General features: G+C 72.3%; 18 protein-coding genes. 8 read left to right on the top strand and 10 right to left on the bottom strand.

The features are described 5' to 3' along the window. Nucleotides 1–124 precede the first annotated feature (124 nt). Nucleotides 125–1,312 carry a globin domain-containing protein gene (locus ACZ56B_RS06080; RefSeq protein ID WP_468786738.1) on the bottom strand — a complete coding sequence of 396 codons (1,188 nt, stop codon included), beginning with the start codon at nucleotides 1,310–1,312 and terminating at the stop codon, nucleotides 125–127. 419 nt (nucleotides 1,313–1,731) lie between these two features. On the opposite strand from ACZ56B_RS06080, the gene glnA reads away from it, so the two are divergent. Beyond that, a complete protein-coding gene (gene glnA, locus ACZ56B_RS06075; RefSeq protein WP_468786736.1) occupies nucleotides 1,732–3,093 on the top strand; it encodes a type I glutamate--ammonia ligase in 1,362 nt (453 codons plus the stop codon). A gap of 327 nt (nucleotides 3,094–3,420) precedes the next feature. On the opposite strand, the gene ACZ56B_RS06070 is transcribed toward glnA, so the two are convergent. Then, nucleotides 3,421–3,966 (bottom strand): DinB family protein, encoded by a 546-nt coding sequence (locus ACZ56B_RS06070; protein ID WP_468786734.1) that lies wholly within the window; start codon nucleotides 3,964–3,966, stop codon nucleotides 3,421–3,423. Between the two features lie 290 nt (nucleotides 3,967–4,256). On the opposite strand from ACZ56B_RS06070, the gene ACZ56B_RS06065 reads away from it, so the two are divergent. Then, nucleotides 4,257–5,813: a pectate lyase family protein gene (locus ACZ56B_RS06065; protein WP_468786732.1), complete on the top strand. Its 1,557-nt coding sequence runs from the start codon at nucleotides 4,257–4,259 to the stop codon at nucleotides 5,811–5,813. 36 nt (nucleotides 5,814–5,849) lie between these two features. On the opposite strand, the gene ACZ56B_RS06060 is transcribed toward ACZ56B_RS06065, so the two are convergent. From ACZ56B_RS06060 to ACZ56B_RS06035, 6 genes are all read right to left on the bottom strand, one after another. After that, complete coding sequence (locus tag ACZ56B_RS06060) at nucleotides 5,850–6,068, bottom strand: DUF397 domain-containing protein (protein ID WP_468786730.1); 219 nt, start codon at nucleotides 6,066–6,068, stop codon at nucleotides 5,850–5,852. Beyond that, nucleotides 6,065–6,958: a helix-turn-helix domain-containing protein gene (locus tag ACZ56B_RS06055; protein ID WP_468786728.1), complete on the bottom strand. Its 894-nt coding sequence runs from the start codon at nucleotides 6,956–6,958 to the stop codon at nucleotides 6,065–6,067. Before ACZ56B_RS06055 ends, ACZ56B_RS06060 begins: the two co-directional genes overlap by 4 nt. 385 nt (nucleotides 6,959–7,343) lie before the next feature. After that, a complete protein-coding gene (locus ACZ56B_RS06050) occupies nucleotides 7,344–8,087 on the bottom strand; it encodes a DUF3618 domain-containing protein (protein ID WP_468786726.1) in 744 nt (247 codons plus the stop codon). Next, nucleotides 8,063–8,494 carry a phage holin family protein gene (locus tag ACZ56B_RS06045; RefSeq protein ID WP_468786724.1) on the bottom strand — a complete coding sequence of 144 codons (432 nt, stop codon included), beginning with the start codon at nucleotides 8,492–8,494 and terminating at the stop codon, nucleotides 8,063–8,065. Before ACZ56B_RS06045 ends, ACZ56B_RS06050 begins: the two co-directional genes overlap by 25 nt. Before the next feature lies 1 nt (nucleotide 8,495). Continuing rightward, nucleotides 8,496–9,131 (bottom strand): ATP synthase subunit B family protein, encoded by a 636-nt coding sequence (locus ACZ56B_RS06040; protein WP_468786723.1) that lies wholly within the window; start codon nucleotides 9,129–9,131, stop codon nucleotides 8,496–8,498. 228 nt (nucleotides 9,132–9,359) lie between these two features. Beyond that, the gene (locus ACZ56B_RS06035; protein WP_468786722.1) at nucleotides 9,360–9,800 is read right to left on the bottom strand and encodes a VOC family protein; all 441 of its coding nucleotides are present in this window, start codon (nucleotides 9,798–9,800) and stop codon (nucleotides 9,360–9,362) included. A gap of 232 nt (nucleotides 9,801–10,032) precedes the next feature. Between ACZ56B_RS06035 and ACZ56B_RS06030 the strand changes: the two genes are divergently transcribed. Then, the gene (locus ACZ56B_RS06030; protein WP_468786721.1) at nucleotides 10,033–13,038 is read left to right on the top strand and encodes a bifunctional [glutamine synthetase] adenylyltransferase/[glutamine synthetase]-adenylyl-L-tyrosine phosphorylase; all 3,006 of its coding nucleotides are present in this window, start codon (nucleotides 10,033–10,035) and stop codon (nucleotides 13,036–13,038) included. Here the strand turns inward: ACZ56B_RS06030 and ACZ56B_RS06025 are convergent. Both ACZ56B_RS06025 and ACZ56B_RS06020 read right to left on the bottom strand, forming a co-directional pair. Continuing rightward, entirely contained in the window at nucleotides 13,020–13,985 is a 966-nt protein-coding gene (locus tag ACZ56B_RS06025; protein ID WP_468786720.1) for a phosphatase PAP2 family protein, read from the bottom strand. The two genes, ACZ56B_RS06030 and ACZ56B_RS06025, sit on opposite strands and share 19 nt — an antisense overlap. Nucleotides 13,986–14,116: 131 nt before the next feature. Beyond that, nucleotides 14,117–15,151 carry a LacI family DNA-binding transcriptional regulator gene (locus ACZ56B_RS06020; RefSeq protein ID WP_468786719.1) on the bottom strand — a complete coding sequence of 345 codons (1,035 nt, stop codon included), beginning with the start codon at nucleotides 15,149–15,151 and terminating at the stop codon, nucleotides 14,117–14,119. Between the two features lie 421 nt (nucleotides 15,152–15,572). Here ACZ56B_RS06020 and ACZ56B_RS06015 point away from each other — a divergent pair, with 421 nt between their 5' ends. The 5 genes from ACZ56B_RS06015 to ACZ56B_RS05995 all read left to right on the top strand — a co-directional run bounded on the left by ACZ56B_RS06015 (nucleotide 15,573) and on the right by ACZ56B_RS05995 (nucleotide 22,276). Beyond that, on the top strand, nucleotides 15,573–16,844 hold the full coding sequence (locus ACZ56B_RS06015) for an extracellular solute-binding protein (protein ID WP_468786717.1): 1,272 nt from the start codon (nucleotides 15,573–15,575) through the stop codon (nucleotides 16,842–16,844). A 96-nt stretch (nucleotides 16,845–16,940) separates the two neighbouring features. Continuing rightward, nucleotides 16,941–17,945 (top strand): carbohydrate ABC transporter permease, encoded by a 1,005-nt coding sequence (locus tag ACZ56B_RS06010; protein ID WP_468786715.1) that lies wholly within the window; start codon nucleotides 16,941–16,943, stop codon nucleotides 17,943–17,945. 13 nt (nucleotides 17,946–17,958) lie between these two features. Continuing rightward, on the top strand, nucleotides 17,959–18,870 hold the full coding sequence (locus tag ACZ56B_RS06005; RefSeq protein WP_468786713.1) for a sugar ABC transporter permease: 912 nt from the start codon (nucleotides 17,959–17,961) through the stop codon (nucleotides 18,868–18,870). A gap of 170 nt (nucleotides 18,871–19,040) precedes the next feature. Beyond that, nucleotides 19,041–20,735 carry a glycoside hydrolase family 13 protein gene (locus ACZ56B_RS06000; RefSeq protein WP_468786711.1) on the top strand — a complete coding sequence of 565 codons (1,695 nt, stop codon included), beginning with the start codon at nucleotides 19,041–19,043 and terminating at the stop codon, nucleotides 20,733–20,735. 167 nt (nucleotides 20,736–20,902) lie between these two features. Further along, nucleotides 20,903–22,276, top strand: coding sequence for an alpha-amylase (locus ACZ56B_RS05995; protein WP_468786709.1), 1,374 nt, complete (start codon nucleotides 20,903–20,905; stop codon nucleotides 22,274–22,276). The last annotated feature ends 132 nt before the right edge of the window (nucleotides 22,277–22,408 follow it).

The raw sequence follows: 22,408 nt of genomic DNA, 5'->3' as shown, positions 1-22,408 counted from the left end.
CGGATCGAAGGAAGCAACTTTCAATCCACACCCGCGCTCCCCCCTTTGTTGTTTGCCCCGCCCGCCCCCCCGAGCAAGAGACCCCCCCCGGCCCCCCCCCCGCGGGGGTCCCGCCGCCTCCGGCTCAGCCCCGCGGGGCCAGCCACAGGTCGGGACCGAACACCTCGTAGTGGACGTCGGCCGGCGCCACGCCCTTGGCGATCAGCTGCTCGCGCACCGCCCGCATGAACGGCAGCGGGCCGCACAGGTAGGCGCGGGTGCCCGGCGCGACCGGCACGGGAGCCAGGTCGACGTAGCCGGTGCGGGCGCCCGCGGGGGCGTCCTGCTCGTACCAGAGGTGCACGGTCGCGTCCGGCAGCTTGGCCGCGTACGCCTCCTGGTCCGCGCGCAGGGCGTGGTCGGCGGGGGAGCGGTCGCCGTGCACGACGGTGACCGGGGCGCGGTGCCCGCTCCCGGCGAGGTGCGCCAGCATCGCGGTGATCGGGGTCACGCCGATCCCGGCGGAGGCCAGCAGCAGGGGGGTGTCCGCGTCGGCGTCGAGGACCAGGTCGCCGTAGGCCTCGGACAGCTCCAGCACGTCACCGGCCCGCACGTGCGCGTGCAGGTGGCCGGACACCTCGCCCTCGGGCGCCGGGTCGCCGTGCACGCGCTTGACGCTGAACTGCCGCTCGCCGGGGCCGGGCGCCCCGGAGAGGCTGTACTGCCGTATCTGCCGGGCGCCGTCCGCGAGGGCGACGCGGACGGAGACGTACTGCCCCGCGCGGAAGGGGCGCACCGGGCCGCCGTCGGCCGGGCGCAGCCGGAAGGTCACGACGTCGGCGGTCTCGGTGATCCGCTCGACGACCTCCCAGGTCCGCCACGCGTGCCCGCCGCGCTCCTCGTACAGCCGCTTCTCGACGGCGATCAGGGCGTTCGCCATCAGCCAGTAGACCTCGTCCCAGGCGGCGGCGACCTCGGGGGTGACGGCCTCGCCCAGTACGTCGGCGATGGCGGCGAACAGGTGCTCGTGGACGATCGCGTACTGGTCCGGGGTGATGCCGAGGGAGGCGTGCTTGTGGGCGATCCGCCCCAGCATCGCGTCGGGCCGCCGGTCCGGGTGGTCCAGCAGGTGCGTGGCGAAGGCCGCGATGGACCCGGCCAGGGCCTGGCGCTGGGCGCCGGTGGCCTGGTTGCCGCGGTTGAACAGGTCGCGCAGCAGTTCGGGGCGGGCGGCGAACATCCCGGAGTAGAAGCGCTCGGTGATCTCGCCGAGGGACGCGCCGACGGCGGGAAGGGTGGCGCGGACGGTGGCGGCGGACCGTTCGGACAGCATCGGGTCTCCTCGTTGCTCGGGGGCGCGCGGAAGCCTGCATCCCGTTGCTCGGATGCCTGCACCCCCATTAAAACTTGCATCTGAAATACCAATTAAGGGGGGTGGGTTCCGAAGGGCCTGGAGGACCGGAGGACCCAGGAGGCCCGGAGGACCCGCAGGCCCCGGGGGCCCGGGGGCGGCGGGGCGGTGGAGGGGCGGGACGGACCGGCGGGCCGGGCGTTCCGGATGCCGGTCCGAACGGGCAGGATGGGCGGCGGAGCGGCGCGCCCGCCGCGGGCGGGCGCGGGCCGCGGCCGGTGGCCGGCCGGGGCCGGAAACGCGTATGAAACGCTGTCGTGGTGGGATGCTCGAGTGCCCGGCCGTCTCCCGTGGTCCGGGAGGAGCGGGCGGCCCGACCGGCGAGGATGGGGAAGCGGAAGATGGACAAGCAGCAGGAGTTCGTGCTCCGGACGTTGGAGGAGCGTGACATCCGGTTCGTGCGCCTGTGGTTCACCGACGTGCTGGGCTTCCTGAAGTCCGTGGCCGTCGCACCGGCCGAGCTGGAGCAGGCGTTCGACGAGGGCATCGGCTTCGACGGCTCCGCCATCGAGGGCTTCGCCCGGGTGTACGAGTCCGACATGATCGCCAAGCCGGACCCGTCGACCTTCCAGATCCTGCCCTGGCGCGCGGAGGCCCCCGGCACGGCCCGCATGTTCTGCGACATCCTCATGCCGGACGGCTCCCCGTCCTTCGCCGACCCGCGCTACGTCCTCAAGCGCGCGCTGGCCCGCGCCTCCGACCAGGGGTTCACCTTCTACACCCACCCGGAGATCGAGTTCTTCCTGCTGAAGGACAAGCCGGTCGACGGCAGCCGCCCGACCCCCGCGGACAACTCCGGGTACTTCGACCACACCCCGCAGAACGTCGGCATGGACTTCCGCCGCCAGGCGATCACCATGCTGGAGTCCATGGGCATCTCGGTGGAGTTCTCCCACCACGAGGGCGCGCCCGGCCAGCAGGAGATCGACCTCCGCTACGCCGACGCCCTCTCCACGGCCGACAACATCATGACGTTCCGCCTGGTGATGAAGCAGGTGGCGCTGGAGCAGGGGGTCCAGGCGACCTTCATGCCCAAGCCCTTCTCCGAGCACCCCGGTTCCGGCATGCACACGCACCTGTCGCTCTTCGAGGGCGACCGGAACGCCTTCTACGAGTCCGGCGCCGAGTACCAGCTCTCCAAGATCGGCCGCTCCTTCATCGCGGGCCTGCTGCGGCACGCGGCGGAGATCTCCGCGGTCACCAACCAGTGGGTCAACTCCTACAAGCGCATCTGGGGCGGCTCCGAGCGCACCGCCGGCGCCGGCGGCGAGGCCCCCTCCTACATCTGCTGGGGCCACAACAACCGCTCGGCCCTGGTCCGCGTCCCGATGTACAAGCCCGGCAAGACCGGCTCCGCGCGCGTGGAGGTCCGCTCCATCGACTCCGGCGCCAACCCCTACCTGACCTATGCCGTCCTGCTGGCCGCCGGCCTCAAGGGCGTCGAGGAGGGCTACGAGCTCCCGCCGGGCGCCGAGGACGACGTCTGGGCCCTCTCGGACGCCGAGCGCCGCGCCCTGGGCATCGAGCCCCTGCCCCAGAACCTGGGCGAGGCCCTGACCCTGATGGAACGCAGCGACCTGGTCGCCGAGACCCTCGGCGAGCACGTCTTCGACTTCTTCCTGCGCAACAAGAAGCAGGAGTGGGAGGAGTACCGCTCCGAGGTCACCGCCTTCGAGCTGCGCAAGAACCTGCCGGTGCTGTAGGAGCGGGCCGAAGCGGGTTCACCAGCCCGCCCGACCGGGCCGGCGGCGGTGAGCCGCCGGCCCGGAGTCGTCTCGCTCGGGCCGGGCCGCCCGCGGGCCGTGCGGCCGCTGGACGCAAGCGCCCGGCAACGCCGGTGCGCTGCGCCGGCGCCGGCCGGGAGAGGCCGCGCCGGACCGGAACCGGGCGGTGCCGTGGCCGGAACCGGGCGGTGCCGTGGCCGGAACCGGGCGGTGCCGTGGCGGCAGGTCGCCAGGAGGCGTCCGGCTGACCGGACGCACGGGGCAGGCGGTCGTGGGCCTCGGCCCGTCCGGGGTGCCCACGGGCGGTCAGCCCATGCTCTTGGCGCCGTCCAGCGACTCACGGATGATGTCGGCGTGGCCGGCGTGCTGTGCGGTCTCGGCGATGATGTGCATCACCACCCTGCGGGCCGACCACTGCGCGCCGGACTCGAACCACGGGGCCTTCGGCAGCGGCCACGTGGCCTCCAGGTCGGGCAGAGTGGCGACCAGCTCGTCGGTCCGGCGGGCCGCGTCGGCGTACTCGGCCAGCACACCGGCCAGCGTCTCACCGGGCAGCATCCGGAACTCGTCGGCCCGCCGGGCCCAGTCGGCCTCGGTCATGGCGGTGAAGTCCCCCATTGCCGAGGGCCCGTTCAGGAGGAAGTCCACCCAGTTCCGCTCGACCGAGGCGACGTGCTTGATCAGGCCGCCCAGGCAGAGTTCGCTGACGGTGGTCCGCAGCCCGGCCTGCTCGTCGGTGAGGTCACGGGTGGTGAAGCGCAGGAAGTGGCGGTGCTCGGCCAGCATCTCCAGCAAGTCGGCGCGCTCGCCGGTGACGGCCGGATCCTGGGTGGTCGCCTCGTTGACAGTCATGGTCTCCGCCTTCCGTTCTGTTCCGTCGGTCGAGGACCACGCTAGGAGCCATCGAGGTCTGTCCTTGTCCTAGATCCGGAAGGCGGGGCCGTCCCGAAACGGAAGGCAAACTTCCGTAACTGCGCGGAACCTTGCCAGCCCCCTGCGCGTCGCTCTACTGTCGCCAAGCAGAAAGCGCTTTCCCCATTCAACAGCCGGGTCGTGCGGCCACCCCTCCGGCCGTTCTACTGACATGCCCATGACACTCATTTGGGCGTGCCCGGCACGCGAAGACGAAAGGCGAGGCGAGGATGAGGCGATCAGTCGCACTGCGACTCTCCGCGGCGCTGGCCACCGGGGCCCTCGCGGCCGCGGGCACCGTGGCGCTGTCGACGCCCGAGGCGTCGGCCGCGGCCACCGGAGCCACCGGTTACGCGACCCAGAACGGCGGGACCACCGGCGGCGCGGGCGGCCAGACGGTGCGGGCCACCACCGGAACCGCCATCCACCAGGCGCTGTGCAGCCGGGCCAGCAGCAGCACCCCCATCACCATCCAGGTCGAGGGGACCATCAACCACGGCAACACCAGCAAGGTGTCGGGCAGCAGCTGCAACACCGCCGCCGGCGTGATCGAGCTCAAGCAGATCAGCAACGTCACCATCGTCGGGGTCGGCAGCGGAGCCGTCTTCGACCAACTGGGCATCCACATCCGGGAGTCCAGGAACATCATCATCCAGAACGTGACCGTGCGGAACGTCAAGAAGTCCGGCTCGCCCACGTCCAACGGCGGCGACGCCATCGGCATGGAGAGCGGCGTCCGCAACGTCTGGGTCGACCACGTCACCCTGGAGGCGTCGGGCGGGGAGTCGGAGGGCTTCGACGGCCTCTTCGACATGAAGGACAACACCCAGTACGTGACCCTGTCCTACAGCATCCTGCGCAACTCGGGCCGCGGCGGCCTGATCGGCTCCAGCGAGAGCGACACCTCGAACGGGTACGTGACGTTCCACCACAACCTGTACCAGAACATCGACTCCCGCGCCCCCCTGCTGCGCGGCGGCATCGCCCACATCTACAACAACCACTACAAGAACCTCAACGACTCCGGCATCAACTCCCGTGCCGGGGCCCGCGCCAGGGTGGACAACAACTACTTCGAGGACTCCAAGGACGTCCTCGGCACCTTCTACACCGACGCGGCCGGCTACTGGCAGGTCAACGGCAACGTCTTCGACAACGTGACCTGGTCCAGCCGCGGCGGGGACACCAACCCGGCCGGCCCGAACCCGCAGTCCAACACCTCCGTCAGCATCCCGTACTCCTACAGCCTCGACGGGGCGAACTGCGTGCCGAGCGTGGTGAGCCAGACGGCGGGCGCCAACAAGGGCCTGAAGGTGTCGGACGGCAGCTGCACGCCGCAGAACCCGGGCCCCACCGACCCGGGCCCGGACCCGACCGACCCGACCCCGGACCCCACCGACCCGACCCCGCCCACCGGGACGAACCTCAGCCTCGCCTCCGGCGCCGGCGCCGACGGCTCCTCCAAGGCGAGCGGGACGAGCTACGGCAACGTGCGGGACGGGAACATGAGCACCTACTGGTCGCCGTCCGGCTCGACCGGTTCCGTCTCGGTCAAGTGGGGCTCCGCCACCAGCGTCTCCAAGATCAACATTCGGGAGGCGTCGGGCTCCGCGGGCGCCATCCGCTCCTGGCGGGTCCTCAACGGCGACACCGGCGCCGTGCTGACCTCCGGCAGCGGGGCGGGCGTCATCAGCTTCCCCAGGACCTCGCTGAAGAAGGTCACCTTCGAGATCACCGGTTCCAACGGCACGCCGCGGGTCGCCGAGTTCGAGACCTACGCGCAGTGACCCGGCCGGGGGCCGGCCCCACGGCGGCCCCCGGCCTCAGACGGCCCCCGTCCCGCCCGCACCCGCCACGAAGCGGCTCCACGCCGCGGGGGAGAGGGTGAGACGGGGGCCGTCGGGGGCCTTGGAGTCCCGGACGCGCACCGCGTCGGGGGCCATGGCGACCTCGACGCAGTCGCTGGGGTTGCTGCTGTCGCTGTAACTGCTCTTGAACCAGGTCGGATCGAGGTCGTCCCCGCCTGGGCCCGTGCGGTTCATGTCTCCCCCAGCGCTTGTTCGATGAAGGCCAGTGACTCTCGTGCGCTCAGCGCTTCGGCCCGGATGATGCCATAGCGCAGTTCGAGGATCCGCAGTTGCCGGGGATCGGTGACGGGGCGGCTGCCGAACTCGTCGTCGGCCCGGCCGACCGCTGTGCCGTCCGCGAACTTGAGCACTTGGATGCGCCCTCCCGTCCCGGGGTGGTCCCCCCGGACCGTCGGCATGACCTGGATCTCGACGTGCCGCAACTTCGCCAGTTCCAGCAGGTGTTCGAGTTGCCTGCGGAGGACCATCATGCCCCCGACGGGGCGCCGGAGGGTCACTTCCTCCTGCACGAAGCTCAGTTCCGGGGCGGGACGCCGTTCGAAGACGGCGGCACGGGCCGTCCGAGCGGCGACCGCCCTCTCCAGCTCGTCCTCCGACAGCGTCGGCCGCCGCGTGCTCAGGAGCGCACGGGCGTACTCCTCGGTCTGGAGGAGTCCGTGCAGGTTGTGGCTCCCGTACGAAAGGAGTTCCACCGCCCGGTCCTCCAGCCGCGCCAGGTCCCGCACCTTCTTCGGGTACCGGACCTTCGCCACGTCCTCCCTCATCGCGGCCAGCAGCCCGCCCGCCCCCAGGACCACGTCCGCCTTCTCCAGGTACTCGGGCCGGGGGATCCGCTTCCCGCTCTCGATCTTGTAGACGAGGTCCTCCCCGTACGTCATCACCGCAGCGAACTCGGCGACCCGCATCCCCGCGGCCTCCCGCCGCAGCCTCAACTGCCGCCCCACCGTGGCGACGACCGCCACCCCCCACTCGTCGTCCGGGTCGACCTCCCACCCCGGCTCGTCCCTCTCCGCCTCCGGTCCCGCCCCGCTCCCGGTCCGCACCGCCCCGCCGTCCACCGACATCCGCACCCCTTCCCCTGCGCCGTACGCGTCGTACCGCGACGCGGCTCACGCTAGGCAGGGACGGCCGCCCCGGGGGGCGGGAACGGCCCCCGGGGCACGCCAACGGGTGACGCGGAGGGTCCGTCCTCGGGACCGGTGGAGGCGGGGGGCCCTCAGGACCGGTGGAGCGGGTACCCGGGTGCCATGTTCTTCTTCTTCAGCAACCGGATCGGGTGCCTCGGCTCCCTGCTCATCAGCCTGGTGGCGACCGCCGTCCTGCTCCTGGTCCTCGTCCTCTGACCCCTCCGGCCCCCGCTCCCCGGCCCGCGCCGGCCGCCCGGCACGGGGAAGTCCTGTCCCCGTGCCGCCCGGCACGGGGACAGGACTTCCTCCGCTTCCTCGCGGTTCACGCGGGCCCGGTGCGCTTGCGGGCCTCGTCCTTGAGCTGCCGGCCGGAGCCGCGCGCCTGGTCGGTGACCTGACCCGCCTGGTCGCGGGCCTCGTCCTGGGTGGTGCGGGCGGCCTGCTGCGCGGTGTCCTTCACCTCCGCGGCCGCGCTCTGCGTGACCTCCTTGGCGCCCTCCTTCAGGTGCTGCGCGGACTCGGCGGCGGCCTGCTTCACCGGCTCCAGCGCCTCGCCGCCGCGCTCCATCAGCTCGGCCGCCTTCTCCTGCTCGGTCCGGGAAGCGGGCAGCAGCGAGGAGGCCAGCAGACCGATGCCGAAGGCGACCAGGCCGGCGGCCAGCGGGTTGCCCTGGGTCTGCCGGCGGGCCATCTCGGGCGTCTGCTGCACGACCTGTCCCGCCTGACCGGCGACCTCGCGCGCCGTCTCGGCGGCCCGCTCGGTGCCCTCCTGCACGGACTCGGCCGCGGAGCCGGCCGCCGACTGCACCGAGCCGGCCGCCGAGCCGGCCGCGGACTGCACCGAGCCGGCCGCCGACCGCGCGGTGTCGGCCACCCCGTGCGCGGTGTACGAGGCGGTGCCCATGACGCGGTCACGGACGCCCGACACCGCGCCGCGCATCCTGGCCTTGCGGCGACGGACCGCGCGACGCGGGCTGGCCCGGTCGGCGAGCCGGTCCACGTCCGCGGACAGCTGGTTCCGCGTGGCCGCTATCTCGGCCCTCATTTGGTCGGGTGACGTGCCCATTCCGCGTCCTCCTTCAAGGTCTCGACGGTTCGCTCGGGCTTCGAGACGGTGCGCATCCGCGTGCGGCCCTTCTGGTACATCACGGCTGCGGCGATGCCCCACAGCGCGGCGACGATCAGGGCCGCCCAGCCCCCGTCCATCACGTTGGCCAGGCCGTACACGGCCGCCAGCGACAGGAACAGGAGCACCATGTAGCCGGCGAACCCGGCGCCGCCGTACATGCCGGCGGCCTTGCCCGCCTTGGTGCCCTCCTCCTTGATCTCCGCCTTGGCCAGCTCGACCTCCTGGCGGAAGAGCGTCTGCAGGTCCGAGGTCACCTTGGAGAGCAGGTCACCCACGGACCGGTCCTCCTCCCGCACCTGCGGCTCGGCCGAGCGGGCCCGGGACAGCGGTGACATCGTGGCCATCTCACACCTCCGGGAACGGACGGCCCGCGGTCCCGGCCGACGGCGCGCCGCCGGGCGGGGTCTGCGCGGCGGACGGCAGGGCCGGGGAGGCCGGCGGCGTCAGCGCGCCCTGGCCCGGCGCCGCGGCGACCTGCCCGGGCCCGTCGGCCCGGGACGCGGTCTGCGCCACCTTCGCCAGGCGCCCGACGGCCAGTCCGGCCAGCAGCGCGCCGCCCAGGAAGGCGCCGGGGCGGCGCCGGGCGAAGCCCTGGAGGTCGGCGACGAGGCCCTCCATGCCCTGCCGCTCCAGGTAGTCGGCCGCCCGCTGCCCCTTGTCGCCCGCCTGGGCCGCCAGGCTGCGGGCGGGCGAGTCCTTGTCGGCGTGCGCGGCCAGGCTGGAGAGGTCGCCGGCCCACTGCCGCAGCGTCTCGGCCGCGCGCCGGGTCTGCCCCTCCGCCTCGTCCATCGCGCGGCTGCGCAGGTCGTCGATGACCGTGCCGGCCTGCTGCCGCGCCTCACCCACCACGGTCCGGGCCTGCTCCGCCGCGGTGCCCGCGACCTGGGTCGCGGCCTGCCTGGCCTGGTCGGCCGTCGCGGAGGTCTCTGCCTTGACCTTCTCTCCGGTGCCCCCGGATCCGGTCTGTACGGACTCACTCATCGGCGACTTCTCCTCATCGGATGTCCTGCGTGCGGTCCGTGCTGCCGATGGCCCGGAGCCTGCCGGAGCAGTGCGCCGGAGCATCGCACGTGACCGTCCGTCTCCCCCCGAGTCGCCATTTGCCCGTGATTGACACTATTCGCGGGCCATGTATATCGCGGAGCCGGTCGGCGGACCCGCGCGCCGGAGGAGTCCGGCGCGCGCCCGCCGGCCGGTCCCCGGCCGGCCCTACGCCCCCGCCCGCCCCGCCAGCAGCCGGTGCAGCGGCTCCGTGGCCCGCCGCCGGTACTCCTGGACCGCCCAGCCGTTGCCGTCCGGGTCCTCGAAGTACATGAAGGCGGCGCCGTCGTCCGGGGAGTACCGGACCGGTTCGGAGACCTCCAGGCCGCGCGCCGTCAGTTCCGCGCGGGCCGCCCCGATGTCGGCGACGCACAGCTGGAGGCCCCGGTAGGAGCCGGGGGCGGGGCGGGGGCCGGACAGCGTGTCCCAGATCGCGTCGCCGAGGGCGATCGAGCAGCCGGAGCCGGGTGGGGTGAGCTGGACGACGCGCAGGCCCGGCACGACCTCCCGGTCGATGTCGACGTGGAAGCCGACCTTGTCCCGGTAGAAGTCCCTGGCCCGGTCGACGTCGCTCACCGGCAGCGGGACCACTTCGAGGGTCATGTCCACGGGCGTGCCTCCTTCGGGACGGGCGCGACGGGTGCGGCCGGGCGGACCGCGGACGACGGGGCCGGTGACGCCGGCTCAGCCGTATCGTCTCCCCCCGGGGCGCACCCCGCACGTCCGCGGAGCCCGTCGGGGCCGCCCCGGGGCCGCGGACCGGCACTCCGACTAGGCTCATGGCCGTACGAGCCTGATCCGAGGCACACGAGCCTGATCCGAGGCATGAGGGAGGCCGGGGATGACGTCGGCGCCGGGGCGCAGGAGCAGTACCTTCACACGGCTGCTGCGGCACGGCTTCACCGACCCCGCCGCCGCCGAACGCCTGCTGGACGCCCCCGAGCTGGCGGCCGTGCGCGACGACCCGGTGCTGCTCGACGCCCTCGGCGCCACCGCCGACCCCGACCTCGCGCTGCTCGGACTCGTGCGGCTGCTGGAGGCGCAACCCGGCACCACCGCCCGCCGGGAGCTGCTGGACACGCTGATCTCCGCCAAGCCGCTGCGGGACCGGCTCCTCGGCGTGCTCGGCGCCTCCGCCGCCCTCGCCGACCACCTCGCCCGGCACCCGAGCGACTGGCAGGCGCTCGTCACCTACGAGCCCCACGACCTGCACCCGGGCGTCGAGGAGTTCGAGCGCGGCCTCGCCGGCGCCGACGACCCGGTCTCGCTGCGCGTCGCCTACCGGCGCTGCCTGCTGTCCATCGCCGCCCGCGACGTGTGCGGCACCATCGAGGTCGCCGAGACCGCCGCCGAGCTCGCCGACCTCGCCACCGCCACCCTGCGCGCCGCCCTCGCCCTCGCCCGCGCCGCCGCGCCCGAGGACGCCGCGCTGTGCCGGCTGGCGGTGATCGCGATGGGCAAGTGCGGCGGACACGAGCTGAACTACGTCTCCGACGTCGACGTCGTCTTCGTCGGCGAGCCCGCCGACGGGGCCGACGAGGACAAGGCGCTGCGCGCCGCCACCCGCCTCGCCTCGCACCTGATGCGGATCTGCTCCGAGACCACCGTCGAGGGCTCCATCTGGCCCGTGGACGCCAATCTGCGCCCCGAGGGCCGCAACGGGCCGCTCGTGCGGACCCTCGCCTCCCACCTCGCCTACTACCAGCGCTGGGCCAAGACCTGGGAGTTCCAGGCGCTGCTCAAGGCCCGCCCGGTGGCCGGCGACCGCGCGCTCGGCGAGGAGTACACCGCCGCGCTCCAGCCGCTGGTGTGGCAGGCCGCCGAGCGGGAGAACTTCGTCGCCGACGTGCAGAAGATGCGCCGCCGGGTCGTGGAGAACATCCCCGCCGCCGAGGTCGACCGCCAGCTCAAGCTCGGCCCCGGAGGGCTGCGGGACGTCGAGTTCGCCGTGCAGCTCCTCCAGCTGGTGCACGGCCGCGCCGACACCTCCCTGCGCAGCCGCACCACCCTCGACGCGCTGAAGGCCCTCGCCGCCGGCGGCTACGTGGGCCGCGCGGACGCCGCCCAGCTCGACGACGCCTACCGCTTCCTGCGCTCCCTGGAGCACCGCATCCAGCTGCACCGGCTGCGCCGCACCCACCTCGTCCCCGAGGACGAGGCCGACCTGCGCCGCCTGGGCCGCTCCCTCGGCCTGCGCACCGACCCGGTGGCGAGCCTGACCCGGGAGTGGCGGCGGCACGCCGCGGTCGTCCGGCGGCTGCACGAGAAGCTGTTCTACCGGCCGCTGCTCGACGCCGTCGCCGCGCTCGCCCCCGGTGAGGCCCGGCTCAGCGCGGAGGCGGCGCGGGAGCGGCTGGTCGCCCTCGGGTACGCCGACCCGGCCGCCGCGCTGCGCCACCTGGAGGCGCTGGCGTCCGGGGTGAGCCGCAAGGCGGCCATCCAGCGCACCCTGCTGCCCGTGCTGCTCGGCTGGTTCGCGGACTCCGCCGACCCGGACGCCGGCCTGCTGAACTTCCGCAAGGTCTCCGACGCGCTCGGCAAGACCCCCTGGTACCTGCGGCTGCTGCGGGACGAGGGGGCCGCCGCCGAGAACCTCGCCCGGGTGCTGTCCGCCGGGCGGCTCGCCCCCGACCTGCTGATGCGCGCGCCCGAGGCGGTGGCCCTGCTCGGCGGCGGGAACGGCGCGGGGCTCAGGCCGCGCCCGCGCGCCCACCTGGAGCAGGAGGTCCTCGCCGCCGTCCGCCGCGCGGACGACGCCGTCCAGGGCGTCACGGCCGCCCGCGGTGTGCGCCGCCGCGAGCTGTTCCGCACGGCCGCCGCCGACATCGTCGGCTCCTACGGCACCGAGGCCCAGCCCGCCGAGGCCGACCAGGGCGCCCTGGTGGACCTGGTGGGCGGCGCGGTGTCCGACCTGACCGCCGCCACCCTCGCGGGCACCCTGCGCGCGGTCGTCCGGGAGGGCTGGGGGGACACGCTCCCCACCCGGTTCGCGATCATCGCCGTGGGCCGCTTCGGCGGGCACGAGCTGGGCTACGGCTCCGACGCGGACGTCCTGTTCGTGCACGAACCGCGCGACGGCGTGGACGAGGGGGAGGCGTCCCGGGCCGCGCACCGGGTCGTCGCCGAGATGCGCCGCCTGCTCCAGCTCCCGAGTGCCGACCCGCCCCTGCTCGTCGACGCGGACCTGCGCCCGGAGGGCAGGTCCGGTCCGCTGGTGCGCACCCTGAAGTCGTACGAGGCGTACTACCGGCGCTGGTCGCTGGTGTGGGAGCGGCACGCGCTGCTGCGCGCCGAGCCCGTCGCCGGGGACGAGGACCTCGGCCGCCGCTTCGTCGAGCTGATCGACCCGCTGCGCTACCCGGCCGGCGGGCTCGACGAGGAGGCGGTCCGGGAGATCCGGCGGCTGAAGGCCCGGATGGAGTCCGAACGGCTGCCGCGCGGCACCGACCCCAAGCTGCACACCAAGCTCGGCCCGGGCGGGCTGTCCGACGTGGAGTGGACGGTGCAGCTGATGCAGCTGCGCCACGGCGCCGGGGAACCGGCGCTGCGCACCACCCGCACCCGGCAGGCCCTGGCCGCCGCCCGCGCGGCCGGACTGGTGTCGCCGGAGGAAGCCGCGATCCTCGACGAGGCGTGGGTGCTGGCCACCCGGGTGCGCAACGCGGTGATGCTCGTCCGGGGCAGGGCCGGGGACACCTTCCCCACCCAGCCGCGCGAGCTGGCCGCCGTCGGCCGCTACCTGGGCTACGGCGCCGGCCACGCCGGCGACATGCTCGACGCGTACCGGCGCACGGCCCGCAGGGCACGGGGCGTGATGGAGGAGCTGTTCTACGGGAGCGGCGCCTGATCCGCCCGGTCGGCCGCGGCCGGCTCGGGCCGGCGGTCGGTCCGGGGCGGCCCGGACCGGCTCCGGGGCAGCCGGGGGCGGCGCGCCGGCGGCGGGCCCGCGGTGCCGTGCGCGCCGTCCGGCACCCGCCTCGGCAGGGCGTGCGGCGGCCTCCCGTACCAGAGCAGGGCCACCCCGTAGCCGAAGGCGAGGCAGAGCACGCCGCCCACCGCGTCCAGCCAGAAGTGGTTGGCGGTCGCGACGATCACCACGAGCGTGGCCGCCGGGTACACCAGGCCCAGGACGCGCACCCACGGGACGGCGGCCAGCGCGAAGACCGCCAGGCCGCACCACACCGACCAGCCGATGTGCATCGACGGCATCGCGGCGTACTGGTTGGACATGTTCTTCAGGTCGCCGGAGGCCATCGAGCCCCAGGTCTGGTGCACCATGACGGTGTCGACGAAGTCCTGGCCGTCCATCAGCCTCGGCGGGGCGAGCGGATACAGGTAGTAGCCGACCAGGGCGATGCCCGTGGTCGTGAACAGGACCAGCCGGGTGGCCGCGTAGCGGCCGGGGTGACTACGGTAGAGCCACACCAGGACACCCAGCGTCACCACGAAGTGCAGGGTGGCGTAGTAGTAGTTCATGCCGACGATGAGCCAGGTCACCGAGTTCGCGGCATGGTTGACGGACTTCTCGACGGCGATGCCGAGTTGCTGCTCCAGCTGCCAGATCCAGTCGGCGTTGCGCAGCGCCTGGGCCTTCTGCTCGGGCACGGCGTTGCGGATGAGCGAGTACGTCCAGTAACTCACCGCGATCAGCAGGATCTCGAACCACAGCCGGGGCCTGCGGGGGGTGCGCAGACGGCCCAGGAGTCCCCGGGCCGTCCCGTCCGCCGGGGCCGCGACGGAGGGCGGAACGGCCTGGTCGCGGCCTTCCGGCGTTCTCACCGTCGTGTCACCCATGGGCACAGAGTCTGCCAGACGGCTCCCCTCCCGCAGATCATCCCCCGGTCGGGTCCGACCCGCACGTCCTCCCCCGGGTCCGGGGCCGCGACCTCCTCCCGTGGCACGGGCGGAAGGTCGTTTCCTCCGCCCTAAGGACGATTCCGGTCCCCGGGGGCCGAAGCGGTCGAACCGCGCACCACCAGCTCCGGCATGAACACGAACTCGCTGTGCGGCGCGGGCGTCCCGCCGATCTCCTCCAGCAGCGTGCGCACCGCGGCCTGGCCCATCGCCGGGACCGGCTTGCGGACGGTGGTGAGCGGCGGGTCGGTGAAGGCGATCAGCGGGGAGTCGTCGAAGCCGACCACCGAGATGTCCTTCGGCACGTCCAGGCCGCGCTGCCGGGCCGCCCGTATCGCGCCCAGCGCCATCATGTCGCTCGCGCACACCACCGCCGTGCAGTCGCGGTCCATGAGCGCCGCGGCGGCCGCCTGGCCGCCCTCCAGGGTGTAGAGGGAGTGCTGGATCAGCTCGTTCTCCACCGTCTCCGCGCTCAGTGCGAGTTGGTCCTGCACGGCGCGCACGAACCCCTCGATCTTGCGCTGCACCGGCACGAACCGCTTCGGCCCGAGCGCCAGGCCGATGCGGGTGTGGCCGAGGGAGACGAGGTGGGTGACCGCCAGCGCCATCGCCGCCCGGTCGTCGGGGGAGATGAACGGCGCCTGCACCTTCGGCGAGAAGCCGTCCACGAGCACGAACGGCACGCCCCGGGCCCGCAGCCGCTCGTAGCGCTGCATGTCGGCGTTGGTGTCCGCGTGCAGTCCGGAGACGTAGATGATGCCGGCGACCCCGCGGTCCACGAGCATCTCGGTCAGCTCGTCCTCCGTCGACCCGCCGGGGGTCTGGGTGGCGAGCACCGGGGTGTAGCCCTGACGGGTCAGCGCCTGCCCGATCACCTGGGCCAGGGCCGGGAAGATCGGGTTCTCCAGCTCGGGGGTGATCAGGCCGACCAGGCCCTCGCTGCGCTGCCGCAGCCGCACCGGGCGCTCGTAGCCCAGGACGTCGAGGGCGGCGAGCACGGACTGGCGGGTGGCGGCGGCGACGCCCGGCTTGCCGTTGAGGACGCGGCTGACGGTCGCCTCACTCACCCCCGCCTGAGCGGCGATGTCGGCAAGTCGTGTGGTCACAGCACCGGACTGTAGCGGCCGCATCCGGCCCTGCCCACCGGGCGCACGCCTGCCGCGCGCCGTCGGACGGCCCGCTGTGGGCTGCTGGGTCATCGCGGTCCTCACGTCGTGGTCGGCGCCCGTTCCGCAACGGATGATTCCCCCGGCGGAAAGGGATGGCAAGTGCTTGCAGAGTCTTGCACACCCGTCCGAATCCCCGTAGCAAGCCTGGCAGAAGGGGTCGCGCGACGGTTGAGGAGAGGTCACGACGGCATAACTCTCCGGTCTGCTTGCAAAATTTTTCAGCAAGGTCTTTCGGAACGATTGCACGGCTGTTACGTTCTCGTCGCCCGGCGGCCCCATCGGCGCGGTCGGCAAGTCGGCGGGACGGCAGACGGGGCCGTCCTCGCACCACACGGGCTTTAACCCTCAAGGAGAACTCATGCGGCGTGGCATAGCGGCCACCGCGCTGGTGGCGTCCCTCGCCCTCGCGGCGACGGCCTGCGGCTCGGACGGCGACAGCGGGGACAAGGCCGACGGCCCGGTCACCATCACCTGGTGGGACACCTCCAACGCGACCAACGAGGCGCCGACCTACCAGGCCCTGGTCAAGGAGTTCGAGGCGGCCAACAAGGACATCAAGGTCAACTTCGTCAACGTCCCCTTCGACCAGGCGCAGAACAAGTTCGACACCGCCGCCGGTTCCAAGGGCGCCCCCGACGTGCTGCGCTCCGAGGTCGGCTGGACCCCCGCCTTCGCCAAGAAGGGCTTCTTCCTGCCCCTGGACGGCACCGAGGCCCTCGCCGAGCAGGACAAGTTCAAGCCCAACCTGATCGAGCAGGCCAAGTACGAGGGCAAGACCTACGGCGTGCCGTTCACCACGGACACCCTGGCCTTCGTCTACAACAAGGAACTGTTCGCCAAGGCCGGCGTCGAGGTGCCCAGGACCTGGGACGACCTGAAGAAGGCCGCCGCCACCATCAAGGACGAGACCGGCGTCGACGGCTACTGGGGCTCCACCCAGTCCTACTACGCCCAGCCGTTCCTCTACGGCGAGGGCGCCGACACGGTCGACGTCGACGCCAAGAAGATCACCATCAGGTCGGCCGAGGGCAAGAAGGCCTACGGCACCTGGCTGAGCCTCTTCGACGGCAAGGGCCTGCACAAGGCCGACACCACCGCCGACGCCTACGCCCACATCCAGGACGCCTTCGTCAACGGCAAGGTCGCCTCGATCATCCAGGGCCCGTGGGAGATCACCAACTTCTACAAGGGCTCCGCCTTCAAGGACAAGGACAACCTCGGCATCGCCACCGTCCCGGCCGGCTCCACCGGCAAGGCGGGCACCCCGACCGGCGGCCACAACCTGTCCGTCTACGCCGGGTCCAGCGAGGCCAAGCAGAAGGCCGCGCTGAAGTTCGTGAACTTCATGACCTCGGCCAAGGCGCAGGAGACCATCGCGCTGAAGAACGCCACGCTGCCCACGCGTGACGACGCCTACACCGACCAGGTCAAGGCCGACCCGGGCATCGCCGGCTACCAGACGGTCCTCGAGGCCGCCCAGCCGCGCCCGGCCCTGCCCGAGTACAGCTCGCTGTGGGGCCCGCTCGACGACGAGCTGCCCCAGATCGCCGGCGGCAAGAAGTCCCTGGACAAGGGGCTGAGCGACGCGGAGACCGCGATCGCCAAGCTGGTGCCGGACTTCAGCAAGTAAGGCCCGCGTGGCCGCCGGACCCGCTTCCCGGAGGGGAGGGTCCGGCGGCCACCGGCCGTGTGCCGTACTCCTTGATCACCCAGAAGGTGCCGAACCATGACAGTCGCCATCGACCGCGCGACCGGCAAGCGCCGCGGTGACCGCGCGCCCCGCCCAGGCCCGGTCCGCCGCCTGAAGCACGCGTACCGGAAGCACTGGTACGCCTACGCCATGATCGCGCCGGTGGCCCTCGTGCTCGGCGTCATCGTGCTGTACCCCCTGGCGTACGGCTTCTACCTCACCCTCACCGACGCCGACAGCCTCAACTCGGCCCGCACCATCGGCGTCAACGAGATCGCGGCCACCTACCAGTTCGTCGGCCTCGACAACTACGCCGAGATCCTCTGGGGCGAGACCGCCTACGACCGGTTCTGGTCCAAGTTCCTCTGGACCATCGTGTGGACGGCGGCCTGCGTCTTCCTGCACTACTCCATCGGCCTGGGCCTCGCCCTGCTGCTCAACCAGAAGCTGCGCGGCCGCACCCTCTACCGGCTGGTCCTCATCCTGCCGTGGGCCGTGCCGACCTTCGTCACCGTCTTCGGCTGGCGCTTCATGCTGGCCGACGCCGGCATCATCAACTCCGGCCTGGACGCCCTCGGCCTGCCGACGCCGCTGTGGCTGGAGGACACCTTCTGGCAGCGGTTCGCCGCGATCATGGTCAACACCTGGTGCGGTGTGCCGTTCATGATGGTCTCCCTGCTCGGCGGGCTGCAGTCCATCGACGCCAGCCTGTACGAGGCGGCCGAGATGGACGGCGCGAACGCCTGGCAGCGGTTCCGCCACGTCACCCTGCCCGGGCTGCGCTCGGTCAGCTCCACCGTGGTGCTGCTCGGCGTCATCTGGACCTTCAACCAGTTCGCCATCATCTTCCTGCTGTTCGGCAACACCGCCCCGGACGCCCAGATCCTCGTGACCTGGGCCTACCAGCTGGGCTTCGGGCAGCAGCCGCGCGAGTTCGCCGAGTCGGCGGCCTACGGCATGCTCCTGCTGGCCATCCTCGTCGTCTTCACCTCCTTCTACCGCCGCTGGCTGAACCGCAATGAGCAGCAGCTCGCGATCTGAGGCAGGAGTCCCCATGAGCACCACGACCCTCACCACCGCTGCTCCGGCGGACCGGCCCGCCGGCGACGGGACCCCGCCCCGCACGGCGCGCCGGCGCGGCGAGAGCAGCCCCCTGGCGAAGCTCACCTCGCACGGGATCCTGATCGTCGCCAGCCTGATCGCGCTCTTCCCGGTCGCCTGGCTGGTCTTCCTGTCCCTCGGCCCGGACAAGGACGACTACCTGCGCCCCGGCGGCATCTGGGGCAAGATGACGCTCGACAACTACGCGTTCGTCCTGCAGAACACGAACTTCTTCGACTGGCTGAAGAGCTCGCTGATCGTCTCGCTCGGCACCACGGTCATCGGCGTCCTGGTCGCCGCCACCACCGGCTACGCCGTGTCGCGCATGCGGTTCCCGGGGTACAGGAAGTTCATGTGGGTGCTCCTGCTCACCCAGATGTTCCCGGTGGCCGTCCTGATGGTCCCGATGTACCAGATCCTCTCGGACCTGCAGCTCATCGACAGCTACCTTGGACTCATCCTCGTCTACTGCTCGACGGCGGTGCCGTACTGCGCCTGGCTGATGAAGGGCTACTTCGACACCATCCCGTTCGAGATCGACGAGGCGGGACGCGTCGACGGGCTGACCCCCATCGGCACGTTCGTGCGGCTGATCCTGCCGCTCGCCAAGCCGGGGCTGGCGGTCGCCGCGTTCTACAGCTTCATCACCGCGTTCGGCGAGGTCGCCTTCGCCACGACGTTCATGCTCGACGACACGAAGTACACGCTCGCCGTCGGCCTGCAGAGCTTCGTCAGCGAGCACGACGCGCAGCGCAATCTCATGGCCGCCACCGCGGTCCTGATCGCGATACCCGTCTCCGCGTTCTTCTACCTCGTGCAGAAGAACCTGGTGACCGGTCTCACCGCCGGCGGCACGAAGGGCTGACCCCCTTCGTACGGCGACTCCCGCGCCCTGACCGCGCGGGTGGGCGGCCGCGGTGTCCCCTTCCCGCTCCTGGGGCGGGCAGGGACCACCAGACCCCGCTGACACCGCGGCCGCCCCGTCTCCGGACCCGCCCCACCCGCCCTCCTGTCCGCACTCGTACCAAGGACGACATGAGCCAGCAGCACTCGACCGCCCCGGCCCCGACCCCCACGACCGACGCGGCCGTCGCCACCGTCGACAGGCGCCGCGACTGGTGGCGGGAGGCGGTGATCTACCAGGTGTACCCGCGCAGCTTCGCCGACAGCAACGGCGACGGCATGGGCGACCTGGAGGGCATCCGCTCCCGCCTGCCGTACCTGCGCGACCTCGGCGTGGACGCCGTGTGGCTCAGCCCCTTCTACGCCTCCCCGCAGGCCGACGCCGGCTACGACGTCGCCGACTACCGCGCCGTCGACCCCATGTTCGGCACCCTGCTCGACGCGGACGCGCTGATCCGGGACGCCCACGGGCTGGGCCTGAGGATCATCGTCGACCTGGTCCCCAACCACTCCTCCGACCAGCACGAGTGGTTCAAGCGGGCCGTCGCCGAGGGCCCCGGGTCGCCGCTGCGGGACCGCTACCACTTCCGGCCCGGCAAGGGCGAGAACGGCGAGCTCCCGCCCAACGACTGGGAGTCGATCTTCGGCGGCCCGGCCTGGACCCGGGTCACCGAGCCCGACGGCACGCCCGGCGAGTGGTACCTCCACCTCTTCGCCCCCGAGCAGCCCGACTTCAACTGGGAGCACCCGGCGGTCGGCGACGAGTTCCGCTCGATCCTGCGGTTCTGGCTGGACATGGGCGTGGACGGCTTCCGCATCGACGTCGCCCACGGCATGGTGAAGGCCGAGGGCCTGCCGGACCTCGGATCCCACGAGCAGCTGAAGCTGCTGGGCAACGATGTCATGCCGTTCTTCGACCAGGACGGCGTGCACGACATCTACCGCCAGTGGCGGCGCATCCTCGACGAGTACTCCGGCGAGCGCATCTTCGTGGCGGAGGCCTGGACCCCGACCGTGGAGCGCACCGCCAACTACGTGCGCCCCGACGAGCTGCACCAGGCGTTCAACTTCCAGTACCTGGGCACCCCCTGGGACGCCGCTGAGCTGCGCGAGGTCATCGACCGCACGCTGGACGCGATGCGCCCGGTCGGCGCCCCGGCCACCTGGGTGCTGTCCAACCACGACGTCACCCGGCACGCCACCCGCTTCGCCAACCCGCCCGGCCTCGGCACCCAGATCCGCCTGGCCGGCGACCGCGAGCTGGGGCTGCGCCGGGCCCGCGCGGCGACGCTGCTGATGCTGGCGCTGCCCGGCTCGGCCTACGTCTACCAGGGCGAGGAGCTCGGCCTGCCGGACGTCGTGGACCTGCCGGACGAGGTGCGCCAGGACCCGGCGTACTTCCGGGGCGCGGGCCAGGACGGCTACCGCGACGGCTGCCGGGTCCCGATCCCGTGGACGCGCGAGGGCTCGTCGTACGGCTTCGGCGACGGCGGGAGCTGGCTGCCGCAGCCGGAGGGCTGGGGCGAGCTGAGCGTCGAGGCGCAGACCGGCGTGCCCGGCTCCACCCTGGAGCTGTACCGTTCGGCGCTGGCCGTGCGCCGGAAGCAGGCGGACCTGGGCGCGGGCGACGCGGTGGAGTGGCTGGCCGCGCCCGAGGGCGTCCTCGTCTTCCGGCGCGGGGAGTTCGTGTGCGTCGCGAACACCACGGGGGAGCCGGTGACCCTCCCGGCGTACGGGCGGGTGCTGCTCGCCAGCGGCGAGGTGACCGCGGCGGACGGCGAGGCGAGGGTCCCGGCGGACACCACCGTGTGGTGGACCACCGGCTGAGGCCGTCCGGTCCGCAACTTTTTCCTTCAAGTCGGTACGGCCCGCTGCCCTTTCGGGTGGCGGGCCTCTAACATCTGCGTTGCCGCAAGGTTGCCGAAGTTTTCAGCAAGAAGCTTCAGGCGTCCTTCCGCGGTCCCCACACCCTTCGACGGAGAAGGAAACCCCACATGGCACGCAGAACCCTCGCCGGGGCCGTCGCCCTCGCCGCCGCCTCGGTTGTCATGACCCCAACTGCAGCGGAGGCCTCGCCCCCCGGCACCAAGGACGTCACCGCCGTCCTCTTCGAGTGGAACTTCGCCTCGGTCGCCCGCGAGTGCACCACCACCCTCGGCCCCGCCGGGTACGGGTACGTCCAGGTCTCACCGCCCGCCGAGCACATACAGGGCGCGCAGTGGTGGACGTCGTACCAGCCGGTGAGCTACAGGATCGCCGGCCGCCTCGGCGACCGCACCGCCTTCCGGAACATGGTGAACACCTGCCACGCGGCGGGGGTGAAGGTCGTCGTCGACACCGTCATCAACCACATGTCCGCGGGCAGCGGCACCGGCACCGGCGGTTCGCCGTACACGAAGTACGACTACCCCGGCCTGTACTCCTCGTACGACTTCGACACCTGCCGCTCCCAGATCAACGACTACCGGGACCGCTGGAACGTCCAGAACTGCGAGCTGGTCGGCCTCGCCGACCTCGACACCGGCGAGGAGTACGTCCGCAGGACCATCGCCGGGTACATGAACGACCTGCTCTCCCTCGGCGTGGACGGCTTCCGCATCGACGCGGCCAAGCACATGCCGGCCGCCGACCTGGCGAACATCAAGTCCCGCCTGACCAACCCCTCGGCCTACTGGAAGCAGGAGGTCATCTACGGCGCGGGTGAGGCCGTCCAGCCCACCGAGTACACCGGCACCGGCGACGTGCAGGAGTTCCGCTACGCCTACGACCTCAAGCGGGTCTTCAACGACGAGAAGCTCGCCTACCTGAAGAACTACGGCGAGGGCTGGGGCTATCTGAAGAGCGGCTCCGCCGGCGTCTTCGTCGACAACCACGACACCGAGCGCAACGGCTCCACGCTCAGCTACAAGGACAACGCCGCCTACACCCTGGCCAACGTCTTCATGCTGGCCTGGCCCTACGGCGCCCCGGACATCAACTCCGGCTACGAGTTCACCGACCACGACGCCGGACCGCCGGGCGGCGGCCGGGTGGACGCCTGCTGGCAGAGCGGCTGGAAGTGCCAGCACAACTGGCCCGAGATCAAGTCGATGGTCGGCTTCCGCAACGCCACCCGCGGCCAGGCCGTCACCGACTGGTGGGACAACGGCAACGACGCCATCGCCTTCGGCCGGGGCGACAAGGGCTTCGTGGCCATCAACCACGAGTCCGGGCCCCTGACCCGCACCTACCAGACCTCCCTCCCGGCGGGCACGTACTGCAACGTCCAGAACAACACGACGGTGACGGTGAACGGCTCGGGACAGCTGACCGCCACCCTGGGCTCCCGCACGGCCCTCGCGGTGTACGCGGGCAAGTCGTCCTGCTGAACACGCGCCGGTCGCGCCGCCGTTCACGGGAGGCGGCGCGGTCGGAGTAGGCACGTGCAGCCCTGGCGTTGGTTTCGCGGCCTCCGCGGGCAAGACTTAGGAGGTCGCATCGTTACTTCCGAGCGACAAGAG

This window comes from Streptomyces sp. NPDC034670 (genome assembly GCF_055574875.1).
Note: the sequence above shows the minus strand (reverse complement) of the source record. Positions and strands in the feature narration are given on the sequence as shown.

Bases quoted from the DNA above. Each gene is read 5' to 3' on its own strand.
- ACZ56B_RS06080 (WP_468786738.1), bottom strand. From the start codon at position 1,312: ATGCTGTCCGAACGGTCCGCCGCCACCGTCCGCGCCACCCTTCCCGCC.
- glnA (WP_468786736.1), top strand. From the start codon at position 1,732: ATGGACAAGCAGCAGGAGTTCGTGCTCCGGACGTTGGAGGAGCGTGAC.
- ACZ56B_RS06070 (WP_468786734.1), bottom strand. From the start codon at position 3,966: ATGACTGTCAACGAGGCGACCACCCAGGATCCGGCCGTCACCGGCGAG.
- ACZ56B_RS06065 (WP_468786732.1), top strand. From the start codon at position 4,257: ATGAGGCGATCAGTCGCACTGCGACTCTCCGCGGCGCTGGCCACCGGG.
- ACZ56B_RS06060 (WP_468786730.1), bottom strand. From the start codon at position 6,068: ATGAACCGCACGGGCCCAGGCGGGGACGACCTCGATCCGACCTGGTTC.
- ACZ56B_RS06055 (WP_468786728.1), bottom strand. From the start codon at position 6,958: ATGTCGGTGGACGGCGGGGCGGTGCGGACCGGGAGCGGGGCGGGACCG.
- ACZ56B_RS06050 (WP_468786726.1), bottom strand. From the start codon at position 8,087: ATGGGCACGTCACCCGACCAAATGAGGGCCGAGATAGCGGCCACGCGG.
- ACZ56B_RS06045 (WP_468786724.1), bottom strand. From the start codon at position 8,494: ATGGCCACGATGTCACCGCTGTCCCGGGCCCGCTCGGCCGAGCCGCAG.
- ACZ56B_RS06040 (WP_468786723.1), bottom strand. From the start codon at position 9,131: ATGAGTGAGTCCGTACAGACCGGATCCGGGGGCACCGGAGAGAAGGTC.
- ACZ56B_RS06030 (WP_468786721.1), top strand. From the start codon at position 10,033: ATGACGTCGGCGCCGGGGCGCAGGAGCAGTACCTTCACACGGCTGCTG.
- ACZ56B_RS06025 (WP_468786720.1), bottom strand. From the start codon at position 13,985: ATGGGTGACACGACGGTGAGAACGCCGGAAGGCCGCGACCAGGCCGTT.
- ACZ56B_RS06015 (WP_468786717.1), top strand. From the start codon at position 15,573: ATGCGGCGTGGCATAGCGGCCACCGCGCTGGTGGCGTCCCTCGCCCTC.
- ACZ56B_RS06010 (WP_468786715.1), top strand. From the start codon at position 16,941: ATGACAGTCGCCATCGACCGCGCGACCGGCAAGCGCCGCGGTGACCGC.
- ACZ56B_RS06005 (WP_468786713.1), top strand. From the start codon at position 17,959: ATGAGCACCACGACCCTCACCACCGCTGCTCCGGCGGACCGGCCCGCC.
- ACZ56B_RS06000 (WP_468786711.1), top strand. From the start codon at position 19,041: ATGAGCCAGCAGCACTCGACCGCCCCGGCCCCGACCCCCACGACCGAC.
- ACZ56B_RS05995 (WP_468786709.1), top strand. From the start codon at position 20,903: ATGGCACGCAGAACCCTCGCCGGGGCCGTCGCCCTCGCCGCCGCCTCG.